The sequence below is a fragment of the Pseudomonas sp. NFACC24-1 genome (assembly GCF_900115235.1).
GTDB lineage: Bacteria > Pseudomonadota > Gammaproteobacteria > Pseudomonadales > Pseudomonadaceae > Aquipseudomonas > Aquipseudomonas fluorescens_AA.
In genome coordinates this window covers 116855-130975 of the sequence record NZ_FOVS01000017.1, presented here as the reverse complement: position 1 = coordinate 130975, position 14121 = coordinate 116855, and the positions used below count along the sequence as shown (strand labels likewise).

Below are 14121 nucleotides of genomic sequence, written 5' to 3'. Positions count from 1 at the left end.
CCTGGCGCCTTATACCGCTACGCGTGCCACATGCGGGCGAGTCTCTCCAACCTTCCTCACCGCCTGTTCGAAGCGGTCCAGCACCATGCCGACCTCGGTCTCGGTGATGGTCAGGGGGGGCAGGAACCTGAGCACTGCGCCATGGCGCCCACCGGTTTCCATCATCAAGCCGTTGTCGAAACAGTTGAGCTTGATGGCGTGTGCCCGAGCGCCGTCAGCCTGGCCGGCGCGCTGGTTGTCGGCCGGCTTGGTGATTTCCACGCCGATCATCAGTCCGCGACCGCGGATATCGCCGATGAATGGGGAACGCTGCGCGATGTCCCGCAGGCCGCTTTCCAGTCGGTCGCCCATCCGGGCGGCATGAGCGACGAGATGGTCCTTGCGGATTTGTTGCATGGTGGCGGCGCCAGCAACCATCGCTATCTGATTGCCGCGGAAGGTCCCCGCATGCATGCCGGGGCCCCAGGTATCCAGATGTTCGGCGTAGACGATCACCGCCAGTGGGTAGCCACCGCCGATGGCTTTGGACAGTACCAGGATGTCGGGGACGATCCCGGCGTGTTCGATGGCGAATGTGCTGCCGGTGCGACCCAGGCCGGTCTGGACTTCATCGACGATCAGCAAGATGTCCTGCTCGAGGGTGATTTCCCGTAGCGCCCGCAGCCAGTTGGCCGAGGCCGGGATGCAGCCGCCTTCGCCTTGCACCACCTCGACGATGACCGCCGCCGGTTTGGCGATGCCGCCTTCCGGGTCCGAGAGGACGGTACGGATGTAGTCGATGGACAGTTGATCGGTATGCTCGCCATTGGTGCCGAACGGGCATCGAAACCGATAGGGGAAGGGCAGAAAGTGCGTACCTTGGGCAATCAGGCCATCGCCGGTCTTGGGGGACAGCTTGCCCATCGCCGACAGTGCGCCGGCCGTCATGCCATGGTAGCCGCCGTGGAACGCCATCAATGGCGAGCGTTTGGTGTAGTGGCGGGCCAATTTGATGGCGGCCTCGACGGCATCCGAACCGCTGGGCCCGCAGAAGAGAATCTTGCTGGTGTCGCGCATTTGCGCCGGCAGCATCGAGAACAGCTCCTGCACGAACGCATGCTTGGCCGGCGTGGCCAGGTCCAGTGCCTGCTGCAGGTGATCACTGTCGAGGAAGCGCATCACCGCGTCCCGGACTTCGGGCGGGTTGTGTCCCAGTGCCAGTGTCCCGGCGTTCGACAGGCAATCGAGGAACTCCTGGCCGCTGGCATCCTTGATACGCATGCCCCTGCCGCTGACGAACAGGCGCTGGAAAGTCTGCGCATAGGTACGTGCGTTCGACTCGATGTTTTCGAGGTAAGTGAGTGCTTCCATATTCGATCATCCATTGGCTATGGAACGTGAACCGAGCGGGGCCATTCATGCTCGACAGCAAGTGCAGCCATTACTGGGCAGGTCGGGCTCATTTCAACAGGCCTCCGTCTTTATCGCGAGTTTTCCTGCCGGTACCTGTCCCCAATTTCCACGCCAGACATCGGAACGGGCACAAGGTTAAATAACGGCCATACGAGCCTCATCAAGCCATCGTTAATAATCCGCCATCTCCCTGAGTTGTGCCGGTGCCGGGTGCCTTGCTGTTTTCACCTTTGACACCCCTAGAGAACCCTATGCATGTCTTCAAGCCTCCAGAGAGCATATTGCTGGTGACACTGTGTGCGGTGGCCTTGAGTGGCTGCGTATTGGGCCCCGACTATCGGGTGCCGGACGTCCCGATCGCCGCCAAGTGGCAGGCGCCGGTGCCCCATGGCGCGTCCGTGGCCGCGTTGGCCGACTGGTGGCGACAATTCGATGACCCGGCATTGGCCGAGCTGTTGCGCCTGGCCGAAGCCGATAGCCCGTCCATGGACCAGGCCTGGGCGAATATCTCGCTGGCCCGTGCGACCGCTGACAGTGACGCCGCCGATGCCTTGCCCAAGTTCGACGGTAGGCTGTCCGGTGGCCGAGGTGGGCAGCAGACCGGTTCGCAGCGCCTGGGGGGCTCAGGCTCCTCTGCAACGATGGATGCCGCCTGGGAACTCGATCTGTTCGGCAAGTTGCGCCGCAACAATGAAGCGGCCAACTCCCGCGTCGAAGCACGGGTGGATGACTGGCATGACGCGAGGGTTTCCCTGGCGGCCCAGGTGGGTGATTACTACGTGCAATACCGTGGCTGCCAGAAGTTGGTATTGGCCTACCGTGACCAGGCCCAGTCACAACAAGACACCGCGCGCATGACGCGCCAGTCGTTCGGGGCGGGCTTCACGTCCTCCGCCGACGCTGCGCTGGCCGATGCCAGTGCCGCCAGCAGCGCCGCGGCCCTGGTCCAGCAGCAGAGTGAATGCCAGGTGCTGCTCAAGAGCCTGGTGGCACTGACAGGCAGTGATGAAGGGCGACTGCTGGACGTGCTGGGCCACACGCCAGCGCAACTGCCCAAGCCGGCAGAACTCAACGTGCAGCAGGTTCCGGCCGACTTGTTGCGCCAGCGCCCGGACATCGCCTCCGGCGAGCGCGAACTGGCAGCGGCGAATGCCGAGATCGGCGTGGCTCAGGCTGATCGCCTGCCGAGTCTGAGTCTTTCCGGGACGATTTCCGTGGGAACCATGGTGGGCCAGCGCAACCGTTCCTGGTCGCTGGGCCCGGTGCTGTCGATTCCGCTGTTCGACGGCGGCAAGCGTCGCGCGGCGGAGAAGGGTGCCAAGGCCTCGTATGACGCGGCCCTGGCGGTCTATCGCCAAACGCTGCGCACCGGTGTAATGGAAGTGGAGCAGGCCCTGGTGCGTCTCGATGCGGCACGGCGCCGGGAGTCGGATGTGGAGCGTTCGACCGCAGGTTTCCGGGAGTCTTTCGAGGCCATCGACCGCAGTTGGCAGGCCGGCAATGTCAGCCTGCTGGACCGGGAAACCGCACGCCGCCAGGCGCTGACAGCCGAGATTGAATTGATCACCTTGCAGCAGAATCAAGTGCGCTACTGGATCGCCCTGTACAAGGCACTGGGGGGCGGCTGGCAAGCCGGTCAGCCCCTGGCGCGAAGTCGAGCATCGGGCGGGGACGGCGCGTGAGGTCGCGATCAGGCAAGTTCGCGTTGGCGATCGCGGTGTGCGCGATCGTGGTGGCGTTGATCTATTTTCGCCGGGGCGCTGAACCGGTGGAGGCCGCCCCCCGGGTCAGCAGCTTGAGCGTGGAAGTTGTCCAGGCGCAACGCCAGGTCTGGCCACAGTTACTGTTTGCCAATGGCGCGCTCGCTCCCTGGCAGGAAGCGGTCATCAATGCCGAGACCAGCAACCTGCGCATCGCCAGCATCGAGGCCGATGTGGGCAGCCGGGTGAAGAAAGGCCAATTACTGGCCACGCTGGCCAGCGAAACGGTGGTTGCCGAAGAGAACAAGCAGAAGGCGCTCGTCGACCAGGCCGGCGCCAACCTGGAGCAGGCCCGTTCCAATGATCGTCGGGCCCGGGTCGTCGGGCAAGGCGGGGCCTTGTCGGAGCAACAACGTGAAGACTACCGGATCAAGGTCGCGCTCGCCGAGGCTGACCTCGCCGGCGCCCGCGCCGAATTGCAGAGCACGCGGATCAGGCTCGGACAGACCCGCATCCTCGCCGTGGACGATGGCATCATTTCGGCGCGCACGGCACTGCTTGGCAAGGTGCTCTCCGCCGGCGACGAGCTGTTTCGCATGGTGCGCGACGGCCGCATCGAATGGCAGGCCGAGCTGGATGCCCGCCAACTGGCCCAGGTTCAGCCTGGCCAGGTCGCCCGCATGACGTTGCCCGATGGCCAGAGCCTGGAAGGGCGCGTGCGGCTGGTATCGCCCACGTTGAATACCAAGACCAGCCGGGGATTGGTGTATGTCTCCCTGCCCACCGACAGCGCCGCCCAGGCCGGTATGTATGCCAGCGGCCAGATCGAGCTGGCGCCCCGCGAGGCCGTCACGGTGCCAGACACTGCCGTCATCCTGCGGGACGGGCGTTCCTATGTGTTCACGCTCAATGATGACATGCGCGTGGTCCAGCGACCGGTGGTGGTCGGCCGACGCTTGCATCAGGCCGTGGAGATTCTCAGCGGCCTCGATGAGCCTGCCCGAATCGTGCGTGCTGGCGGTGCGTTTCTCAACGATGGCGCGAGTGTGACCCTCGTTCAATCCCAGGTCGCCCAGCCATGAACATTTCAGCCCTGTCGATCCGCCATCCGGTCCCGGCCGTCATGCTGTTCATTCTGCTGACGCTCTTTGGGCTGTCGGGTTTCGAGAAACTCGCCATCCAGGATTTTCCGGACATGGACCTGCCAGTGGTGGTGATCAGCGCCTCGCTGGAGGGCGCGGCCCCGGAGCAACTGGAAACGGAAGTGGCGCGCAAGATCGAGGACAAGCTGACGTCCCTGCGCCTGCTCAAGCACGTGACGACGACCATCACCGATGGTGCCGTCAACATCAGCATCAGCTTTGACATCGACAAGGATGGCAACGAGGCGCTCAACGAAGTGCGTAACGCGGTCGACAGTGCCATGGCGCAGTTGCCGGCGAGCCTGGACACACCCTCGGTTTCCCGGCTGACCACCAGCGCCTCGGCATTGCTCACCTATGTCATCGACTCCGATAACCTGGATGAAGAAGCGTTGTCGTGGTTCGTCGACAATGAGCTGAGCAAACAGCTGCTGGCGGTGCCCGGGGTGGCAATGATCGCGCGCATGGGCGGTGTCGACCGGGAAGTCCAGGTCAATCTCGACCCGGCCCTGATGGCGGGCCTGGGTATTCGCGTCACGGACATCGCCAACCAGTTACGGGCGATGCAAAAGGACAACTCCGGTGGCCAGGGCAATCTGGGCAGTGGCCAGCAAGCCATGCGGACCCTGGGTGCCATTGACGATCCGGCGGCCCTCGGTGCCATCGACATTCCCAGCGGCGACGGTCGCCTGCTCGCCCTGGGGCAGTTGGCCGACATTCGCGACACCCACGCCGAACGCAGCACCCGGGCGTTTCGCGATGGCAGGCCCGTGATCGGTTTCCAGGTCACCCGTTCCCTGGGGTTCTCCGATGTCGGCGTCGCCAATGACGTACGCAAGGCCATGATCGCGTTTGAAAAACAGCATCCCAACGTGCAGATCGTTGAAGCCAGTGACACGGTCAAGGCCGTGCTCGCCAACTATCACGATTCGATGAATTTGCTGTACGAAGGCATGCTGTTGGCGGTGCTGGTGGTCTGGTGGTTCCTGCGGGACTGGCGCGCCACGCTCATCGTCGCCACGGCACTGCCGCTGTCGATCATCCCCACCTTTGGCGTGATGTACCTGGCCGGGTTCACCCTCAACGCCGTCTCCCTGCTGGCCCTGGCGCTGGTCATCGGTGTGCTGGTGGACGATGCCATCGTCGAGATCGAGAACATCGCGCGACACTTGCGCATGGGCAAAACCCCGCTTCAGGCTGCCACCGAGGCCGCGGATGAAATCGGTCTGGCGGTGCTCGCCACGACGGCCACCCTGGTCGCAGTGTTCCTGCCCACGGCGTTCATGGGGGGGATCGCCGGCAAGCTGTTCCGCCAGTTCGGCGTGACGGCGTCGGCGGCGCTGCTGTTTTCACTGCTGGTGGCGCGGCTGCTGACGCCGATGATGGCGGCTTATTTCCTCAAGGCAAGGCATGAAGCCGACCATGACAGCCCGTTGATGACTCGCTACCTGGGCTGGATCCATGCCAGCCTGACTTGGCGCAAGACGACGATGGGCCTGGCCGGCCTGTGCTTCGTCGGGGCTCTGGCGCTGGTCCCGTTGCTGCCCACCAGCTTCCTGCCAGCGCAGGACACCGGCCGCAGCAAGATAACATTGGAGATGCCGCCAGGAACGACACTGGAACACACCACCGCGATGGCCTTGCAGGCCAGCGAACGGCTGCGCGAACTCCCCGACGTCACGCATGTGTTCAGCTCGGTGGGGACCGCCAGCAGTTCGGGCGCCGGGCCTGGCGATATCACTGGCGCCGGCGATGCGATCCTGACGGTGGAGCTGGCGCCTCGCAATGTACGCGATCGCAAGCAGGTGGAGGTCGAAGCGCAGATGCGCCAGGTGTTGCGCACGCTTGCGGGAGTACGCATCAATGTTGGCGGCGATGGCAGCGGAGAGAAGCTCAATATCGTGCTTGCCAGCGATGACGGCGATCTGCTGGAGCGCACGGCAAGCGCCCTTGAACCCCAGTTGCGTGAGTTGCGCGGGATCGGCAATGTCTCGTCCAGCAGCGCCTTGCAACGACCGGAAATCCAGATGCGGCCGGATTTTGCCCGGGCAGCGGAATTGGGTATCACCAGCCAGGACATCGCCGATACTTTGCGCATGGCGACTTACGGCGAATACTCCTCGCAACTGGGCAAGATCAATTTATCCCAGCGCCAGGTGGACGTGCGGGTGCGCATGGATTCGCTATTGCGCGATGACTTGCAGGCGATCAGCCAATTGCGGGTAACCGGTCGAGACGGCCAGGTCGCCCTGGCCTCGTTGGGCGACATCAGCATGGGCAGCGGGCCGGCGCAAATCAGCCGACTGGACCGCCTGCGCAATGTCACCCTGTCTATCGAGCTCAACGGTCGCAACCTGGGTGAGGTCATGGCCGAGGTCCGCCAACTGCCGGTGATGCGCAACTTGCCAGCCGAAGTGAAACTGGTGGAGCAGGGCGAATTGCAACTGATGACGGAGTTGTTCGCCAGCTTCGGCCTGGCCATGGCCATCGGCGTGTTTTGTATCTATTCAGTCCTGGTGTTGTTGTTCCACGACTTCTTGCAACCGGCCACGATTCTTTCGGCCTTGCCGCTCTCGCTAGGTGGCGCGTTGTTGGCCTTGCTGGTGTGCAACTTCAGTTTTTCCCTGTCATCGGTCATCGGTTTGCTGATGTTGATGGGCATCGTGACCAAGAACTCCATTCTGTTGGTGGAGTACGCCATCATGGCTCGCCGCGACTATGGCTTGGATCGATACGATGCGTTGGTGGATGCTTGCCACAAGCGTGCCCGCCCGATTCTGATGACCACCATTGCGATGGGGGCCGGGATGTTGCCGACGGCGATGGGAATGGGCGAGGACCCGAGTTTCAGGCAACCGATGGCGGTGGTGGTCATGGGTGGTTTGCTGACGTCGACGTTGTTGAGCCTGCTGGTGGTACCGGTGATTTTCACTTACGTGGACGATGCGCTTGAATGGCTTAAGCGTCGCACTCGATCGCCCAGGGAGGAAGGTGCGGTAGAAGAGGTTTGAGGGGGAAAACAATATTCCCCCAACAAATACTCGATTCGGTCAGTGAACGAGCAATCGTTGGGGGTAGGTTTATACGGCTTGTTGGATCGGGCTATTGCCATTCCATTCCATGTGAGCCGGTGTGGCATCCATCGAATGCATCCAGCGGATCAGCGAACGACGCCCACCAATCCCCATCTTTATGGCCGCGCGCTTCAGATAACTTTCAACTGTATTGACCTTCAGGTTCAGTTGTTCGGCAAGTTCGGGGGCAGTGCGTCCGGCCAGTAAACCTACGCACACTTCCGTTTCGCGAGAAGATAGACTCAAACCCGACAGTAGCAATCGATCGGCGAACCTTTGGCGCAGTGCTTCCATGCCGCCGTTTTCCGAAGCGTCCAATGCCAGGAAAGGGTCTTGCCGAGTGGATTCCGGCGGAACAAGGGCTGCCACGTGCTCCTCGACCATGGGCAATAAAAGACAGGAAAAATCTTTCAATAGTGCATGTTCTTGTGCGGTAAATCCCTTTGAAAGAGGCGATCGATAGATGGACAGCACATAACGACGACCATTCTTTCGGGTCGACAGATGTAATTGTGTAGTCGTACTGTGGCCCGGGGATTTTTCTGGGCGCTCGCATTTAAGCAGGCAGCGGGAAAAGTTGGGTATTTTCTGCGATGCCGCATCTTCAAAGAGTATGTCGTCGGCGAGGAAAAAGGGCTTGGCGGTGTGCGTGTCCATGAGCGCACCGACGCAAGCATTGTCCAGGCCGACGCAACCGATGCTAGAGGTGCTGGGTTCGGACATATTACTTGTGCCGATCCGTTGTTCGGTAATATGTGTTGCGTCCACGGGTATTTCCGTGAGTATCAGGTCGTGGAGCATACGCGGAAAATTGCGACTGCCTGTGCTGGCAATGACTTTACCAACGTGCGGGAATAATCGTTGTAGGTTCATCCTTTCTCCAAAATCATCCAATTATTTGATTAAAGCTGCAGCTCAGTATGCTTGGGTATCTTTGCCGGAATATTTCGTGCGGGGAGTATCTGGGCAATATCCAGGGATTTATGGAGTGTGTCTGACGAGCGGTGTGTCATGAGGGGCGTGGTTAGTACCGTTTCTCTATTGATGGCATTCTTGCTGAGGACCTCGTTATAAGTTTTAAGCGTGCATGGCAACGTGCCGTAAATTATGTGTTCTCCTTTCGATCCTAATGACGTATTGAGTCTTTCAATTGGCCAGCCAGAACGTTTCAGGATTTTTTCCATCAGGGTGTCTACGACGATTTCATATGCGTGAAATTTTTGTTGTTGGGCGAACTTAATCATTGACAGGAAAAGTGCCGCTGTGCGAATGTCTACATTGGCTCGGGTGAGTTTTCCAGTAGGGAAATTGTTGGCTGAAAGTGCAAATCTTGTGGCTTCCCAACAGTGACCCAAGTGCGGTCTGGTTTTCTCGGTTGGAAGGATAAAGCTCAGGGGGCCGCTCATCAACGTGGGTTTGCTGGAGGGGCGTAGTCGAACACAGCCGGTGACACGGTCATTTTCATGGGCGTAGATGTAGATCGCGTCGGGGTCGTCGTATTCATCCCACTCATAATCGCTGCCTTGATAACTTTCAATGTCCCACTTCTTTCGATCGATGAAAGCGAGTTTGCGAATGGACAGTATTTGTTCGAGGGTGTTAAGGGAGATTTTTGAGTAGCTTGCGATGCTGGTGGATACGCCGGAAAATCCATAGGTGCATGAGGAGTAGTTCATGGATACGACTTCTTGGCTGCAGGTGAAGCTACTGTTAACTTTGCACTAAGGTATTTCAACTGTCCTAAAGTACAGTCTTTGGTTTATAGAGTGTCCAGCCTAATTAGTGGGCCCGATTTTGTGCGCGACTTATAAATTGTTGGTGAGCTCGTTAGTTGTGGATTTGTATCGCTGCGAATCCAAAAAAGTATAGGTGCGGCATGATGGCAAATAGGTGTTGGTCGAGTGGGTTTACATGAGTCGAACTAAGCTTGATTTATTGTTTTTTTGACGATTATAAAAATACCCATCGTAACTGATTGATATTCGACTGTTCAAAAAATTGACGCGCTCAGATAGAGTCCAGCCTCTGTAAGCAAACGGTCATCTAGCAATGGGTAGGATGACTTTCTTTCATGGGTTGATTCATCGGATGTGAATCCGAGGGATATCGGTTGGTGAGTGAGGTTTAGTATGTGGCAAATTGATGTTGGTCTAGTGTGATTGCTCTATTTGAGTTAGTCGTATGACCTCGTATGACTGGAATGGTTGACTTCATGTCACTGCGCTTGAAGTCATGTGGAAAGATGATGGATTGATCTGCCCCTGAAAATGAGCCGTACAGGCTTCTGATATGGATGGATGCTATGAATTACATTGCGCTTACGTTGTTGACCGTGTTGTTGGTTCCGGGACCGACGAATTCATTGTTGTTGCAAGCTGGCATCAGTAGAGGGTTCAACACGCGTTCGATGCGCTTCGTCGCAGCCGAGTGGTTGGCATACGTTATTCAGATGTCGATGTGGGGAGTGTTCATTGACTTGCTGATGACCGATCACTCGTGGGTGGTGATCGCTACCAAGATTTTTGCTGTGTGTTTTTTGTTTTATATTTCCTTGAAACTTTGGTTCTCGGTTAAAGACCATGCGCTTGGGGCGGCGACGGGTATTACCGTTCCGGATTTATTTGTGGCAACGCTGACAAATCCCAAGGGGTTGTTTTTTGTTTCCTTCGTTGCGCCGGCGGGCACATTCCTGTCGCTGGATAACTGGCTGTCATTCATTCTGCTATTTACAGCCATTATTTTTCCGGTAGGGCTTGTGTGGATTGCAGTGGGCGCTTTTTGTGGTCGAAAATTTCATGCAGTTGTATCGGGACGATTTTTAAATCGAGCCATTTCGTTGGTGATTGGGTTGTTCGCCTGCGGTATGCTTTTCAATATCGCATCCCAGGTGAATTTCGTCTGAGTGTGCCCTGGTATTGAGGTTGAGGGCATCGAGTGGGAATGGGGTAGTAGGAAAGCGTTAACGTAAAACGTTTTAGATGAGGTTCAACTGCGCCGCTTTGAACATGGCTTGCTTGACATTGGTGCACTCCATTTTTTCAGTCATTTGCTTGGCATGAAATTTCACTGTCCGTTCGGTGATATTCATGATCAAACCGATCTCCTTATAGTTTTTGCCAAGCGCAAGCCAACGCAGGAATTCAATTTCCCTGGGTGATAGCTTGAGCGGGCTCTCTACAACGGTCTCAACCGGGCGGTGCTGGTTGGCGATGATACTGAGCGTTTGAATGATGAATATGTTCTCCCGGACAATGATTGGGAAATCGGGATCATTTTCTTCCGAAGAGAAGTGAACGGAGCCGAACGATCTGCCGGGCTCATGAATCGGAACAGTGAACCCTTGCTTGATGCCATAGGATGCGGACTGATCGAATATTTCCGGATTGTTGTCGATTTCCTGTGGGATTTCATCCCAGAAAAAAGGAATGGCAGTAATGGCTGTGTTGGCCATCACAGGGTCTGATTTGTGCAGTGAGTTCTTGCGGTAGGTGTCCACCCATTCGGCGGGATAGTTGCTGTGGATGGAGACTTTTGAATGGTCGAAGGACATGGGCTCCAAGTGAACATAAGCAAACTTTTCAAGCCCAAGTTTCGAGAATATCCAGCCTAGTATCTCGGTGTACTCTTCGTGGCTTTTTCCTGGGATATTATTCTCCACCTCTTGAATTAAATTGAGCAGGTGGCTTGAAATGGGCTTGAGCATAGTGAGTGCGCTCGAAAAATATTAATGTGACTACCTGTATGTGGCAAAGGCTTCACGTTGATATTCGCCAAGCGGAGGAGGGAAGTTTTATAGCGTTGGCAGCCACACCCGCACGCAGCTTGGTGACCGCTATCGGGGCTGTGAAAGGGGCTGGAGTATGGGGCGGGGTTTTCCAGTTCATCGGGGTTCGCTTCAGGGCGCGATAATAACCCCTCATGCCGCCGTGTAATGCCTGCTCTCTCAATTGAGATGATGTCATTTTGCGTCCTTGCCGGTGTAACCTCAGCCCTTTACCCCTGAGGTTGTAGTTAATTACGACTACTGAAACGATTAACTGGAGGACAGTATAGACAGCTTTTTCGCAACAGCGAGAAACATTAAGAACCTTTATTTTTCACCGTGCAAAGCCCTTTTCAGGAAGGTTGCCGTTCGACTCTCCTGGCATTTCGTCACCGTTTCCGGAGCCCCGCAAACCACCACGTTTCCGCCCTGGGTTCCAGCCCCCGGGCCGATATCGATGACCCAGTCACTCTGCGCCACCACCCGCATGTCATGTTCCACGACAATCACCGTATGACCTTCCTCCACCAGGCGATTCAACTGCACCAGCAAGCGATCCACGTCCTGGGGATGCAGCCCGTTGGTCGGCTCATCCAACACATACAAGGTTGCACCCCGGGCCTTGCGCTGCAGTTCCGTCGCCAGCTTGATCCGCTGGGCTTCGCCGCCGGACAGCTCCGTGGCCGGTTGGCCCAGGCGCAGGTAGCCCAGTCCGATATCTTGCAGTACTTGCAACGAACGCCTGGCCGCCGCTTGTTCGGCAAACACCTCGAGTGCCTGGTTCACGGTCAGCTGTAACACCTGGGAAATGTCCAGGCCTTGCCAGCGAACTTCCAGGGTCTGTGGGTTGTAGCGGGCGCCGTGGCAGGTGGGGCAGGGGGCGTACACGCTGGGCATGAACAACAACTCCACGCTGACGAAGCCTTCACCTTCACAGGTTTCGCAACGCCCCTTGGCGACGTTGAAGGAAAACCGCCCGGCATCGAATCCCAGTGCCTGCGCCTGCTCTGTCGCGGCAAACAGTTTGCGCACGTGGTCGAACAACCCGGTGTAAGTGGCGAGGTTGGAGCGCGGGGTGCGGCCGATGGGTTTCTGGTCCACCTGGACCAGCCGCTTGACCGCATCGAGCCCGGCAACAATGCGCCCGGCACTGGTTTGCACCGGTTCGTCTTCCAGGCTTTGCTCGTCGGGTTCGGCGTTGGGGCTGGCCTGGCCCAGGTGCGCGCCGACCAGATCCAGCAGGGCCTGGCTGACGAGGCTGGATTTGCCTGAGCCAGAGATGCCGGTGACGGCGGTGAAGCAACCCAATGGGAAGGTCGCGTTCAGGTTATCGAGGTTGTTGCGGGTGATGCCTTCCAGGCGCAGCCAATCCTTGGGTACTCGTGGGCTGCGTGTCGCAGAGTGTTCTTCGCCAAAAAGGTAGGCGCGGGTGCGTGATTCATGCACCTGGCCAAGGCCTGCCGGCGGGCCGCTGTAGAGGACTTTGCCGCCTTGTTCGCCAGCGTCCGGGCCCACGTCGATGAGCCAGTCGGCGCGGCGCATGGTATCGAGGTCATGTTCGACCACAAACACGGAGTTGCCCGCTGTCTTGAGGCGTTGCAGGGCGCCAAACAGCGCTTCGCTGTCGGCCGGGTGCAGGCCCGCAGAGGGTTCGTCGAGCACGTAGATCACACCGAACAACTGGGAATTGAGCTGGGTCGCCAGGCGCAGGCGTTGCAATTCGCCGGACGAAAGCGTCGGCGTGCTGCGTTCCAGGGCGAGGTAGCCGAGGCCCAGGTCGATCAGGGTGGTGATCCGTTCCAGCAACTCGGCGGCGATGCGTTGGGCAGCCAGGCGTTTTTCCAGGGAGAGGTTGGGTGTGTGGCGGGCGTCGGGACCGCCCGCATGGGGATTGTCGCCCCTGGCGGCGCGTTGCTCACGGGCCTCGCGGGTTTGTCGGTGGCTGAGCACTTCTCCCGTTTCTTCGGCCTGTGCAAGGTAGTCGGGCGCCAGGACCTGCTTGAGCACCTCGGCCAGTTCGAGCAGCGGCAGGTGCGACAGCTCGGCGATGTCCAGGCCGGCAAAGGTCACGGTCAGCGCCTGGCGTTTGAGGCGTTTGCCCTCGCACACCGGGCATGGACTGGCGCGCATGTATTGCGCCACGCGTTTGCGCATCTGGGCACTTTGGGAATGCATGAAGGTGTGCAGCAGATAGCGTCGGGCGCCGCTGAACGTGCCTTGGTAACTGGGTTCGAGCTTGCGCTTGAGGGCGGTGCGGGTCTGGGACGGCGTCAGTCCGGCGTAGACGGGGACGGTAGGGGTTTCTTCGGTGAAGAGAATCCAGTCCCTTTGCTTTTTCGGCAGGTCGCGCCACGGGATGTCGACGTCATACCCCAAGGTCACCAGGATGTCCCGCAGGTTCTGGCCTTGCCAAGCCATGGGCCAGGCAGCCACGGCGCGTTCGCGGATGGTCAGCGATGGGTCTGGCACCATGGAGGCTTCGGTCACTTCATAGACCCGGCCCAGGCCGTGGCATTCCTGGCAGGCGCCCTGGGGCGTGTTGGGCGAGAAGTCCTCGGCGTAGAGCATGGGTTGGTCGGCCGGATAGCTGCCGGCGCGGGAGTAAAGCATGCGAATCAGGCTCGACAGGGTGGTGACGCTGCCCACGGATGAACGTGCACTGGGGGTGCCGCGTTGTTGCTGCAAGGCGACTGCTGGTGGCAGGCCCTCGATGCTGTCCACGTCCGGTACGCCCACCTGGTCGATCAGGCGCCGCGCGTAAGGCGCGACGGATTCGAAGTAACGACGCTGGGCTTCGGCATAGAGCGTGGAGAAAGCCAGCGACGACTTGCCGGAACCCGATACACCGGTGAATACCACCAGGGCATCGCGAGGGATGTCCACGTCGACATTCTTGAGGTTGTGTTCGCGGGCGCCACGCACCCGGACGAAACCGGTGGTTTGCGGCAATGGAGAGGCGGTGGCGGGGCCGGAGCTTGCGGGCATTGGGCGTTCCTTGTGGGCGTCTGCTTAACGCGTTGGGGCTTTCAGGTGAAGCGGCGTCACGCAGA

General features: G+C 59.0%; 9 protein-coding genes. 4 read left to right on the top strand and 5 right to left on the bottom strand.

The features are described from left to right. Positions 1-9: 9 nt before the first annotated feature. On the bottom strand, positions 10-1350 hold the full coding sequence (locus BM317_RS17375; protein WP_092164980.1) for a diaminobutyrate--2-oxoglutarate transaminase family protein: 1341 nt from the start codon (positions 1348-1350) through the stop codon (positions 10-12). 293 nt (positions 1351-1643) lie between these two features. Between BM317_RS17375 and BM317_RS17370 the strand changes: the two genes are divergently transcribed. Genes BM317_RS17370 through BM317_RS17360 form a run of 3 tightly spaced genes read left to right on the top strand, consistent with a single transcriptional unit; the run spans position 1644 to position 7245 of the window. Beyond that, on the top strand, positions 1644-3074 hold the full coding sequence (locus BM317_RS17370; protein WP_092164978.1) for an efflux transporter outer membrane subunit: 1431 nt from the start codon (positions 1644-1646) through the stop codon (positions 3072-3074). A 47-nt stretch (positions 3075-3121) separates the two neighbouring features. Further along, positions 3122-4174: an efflux RND transporter periplasmic adaptor subunit gene (locus BM317_RS17365; RefSeq protein ID WP_256574160.1), complete on the top strand. Its 1053-nt coding sequence runs from the start codon at positions 3122-3124 to the stop codon at positions 4172-4174. After that, positions 4171-7245 (top strand): efflux RND transporter permease subunit, encoded by a 3075-nt coding sequence (locus tag BM317_RS17360; protein ID WP_092164974.1) that lies wholly within the window; start codon positions 4171-4173, stop codon positions 7243-7245. Before BM317_RS17365 ends, BM317_RS17360 begins: the two co-directional genes overlap by 4 nt. Before the next feature lie 69 nt (positions 7246-7314). Here the strand turns inward: BM317_RS17360 and BM317_RS17355 are convergent, their stop codons facing one another. Together BM317_RS17355 and BM317_RS17350 are read right to left on the bottom strand one after the other, a co-directional pair. Continuing rightward, positions 7315-8181, bottom strand: coding sequence for a helix-turn-helix domain-containing protein (locus tag BM317_RS17355; protein WP_092164972.1), 867 nt, complete (start codon positions 8179-8181; stop codon positions 7315-7317). A gap of 29 nt (positions 8182-8210) precedes the next feature. After that, the gene (locus BM317_RS17350; protein WP_092475399.1) at positions 8211-8984 is read right to left on the bottom strand and encodes an acyl-homoserine-lactone synthase; all 774 of its coding nucleotides are present in this window, start codon (positions 8982-8984) and stop codon (positions 8211-8213) included. Between the two features lie 626 nt (positions 8985-9610). Here BM317_RS17350 and BM317_RS17345 point away from each other — a divergent pair. Continuing rightward, complete coding sequence (locus BM317_RS17345; protein WP_092164968.1) at positions 9611-10210, top strand: LysE family translocator; 600 nt, start codon at positions 9611-9613, stop codon at positions 10208-10210. A 72-nt stretch (positions 10211-10282) separates the two neighbouring features. On the opposite strand, the gene BM317_RS17340 is transcribed toward BM317_RS17345, so the two are convergent. Both BM317_RS17340 and BM317_RS17335 read right to left on the bottom strand, forming a co-directional pair. Beyond that, positions 10283-11011, bottom strand: coding sequence for a helix-turn-helix transcriptional regulator (locus BM317_RS17340; RefSeq protein ID WP_092164966.1), 729 nt, complete (start codon positions 11009-11011; stop codon positions 10283-10285). Between the two features lie 387 nt (positions 11012-11398). Then, a complete protein-coding gene (locus tag BM317_RS17335; protein ID WP_092475398.1) occupies positions 11399-14056 on the bottom strand; it encodes an excinuclease ABC subunit UvrA in 2658 nt (885 codons plus the stop codon). Positions 14057-14121: the final 65 nt, after the last annotated feature.

Bases quoted from the DNA above. Each gene is read 5' to 3' on its own strand.
- BM317_RS17375 (WP_092164980.1), bottom strand. From the start codon at position 1,350: ATGGAAGCACTCACTTACCTCGAAAACATCGAGTCGAACGCACGTACC.
- BM317_RS17370 (WP_092164978.1), top strand. From the start codon at position 1,644: ATGCATGTCTTCAAGCCTCCAGAGAGCATATTGCTGGTGACACTGTGT.
- BM317_RS17360 (WP_092164974.1), top strand. From the start codon at position 4,171: ATGAACATTTCAGCCCTGTCGATCCGCCATCCGGTCCCGGCCGTCATG.
- BM317_RS17355 (WP_092164972.1), bottom strand. From the start codon at position 8,181: ATGAACCTACAACGATTATTCCCGCACGTTGGTAAAGTCATTGCCAGC.
- BM317_RS17350 (WP_092475399.1), bottom strand. From the start codon at position 8,984: ATGAACTACTCCTCATGCACCTATGGATTTTCCGGCGTATCCACCAGC.
- BM317_RS17345 (WP_092164968.1), top strand. From the start codon at position 9,611: ATGAATTACATTGCGCTTACGTTGTTGACCGTGTTGTTGGTTCCGGGA.
- BM317_RS17340 (WP_092164966.1), bottom strand. From the start codon at position 11,011: ATGCTCAAGCCCATTTCAAGCCACCTGCTCAATTTAATTCAAGAGGTG.
- BM317_RS17335 (WP_092475398.1), bottom strand. From the start codon at position 14,056: ATGCCCGCAAGCTCCGGCCCCGCCACCGCCTCTCCATTGCCGCAAACC.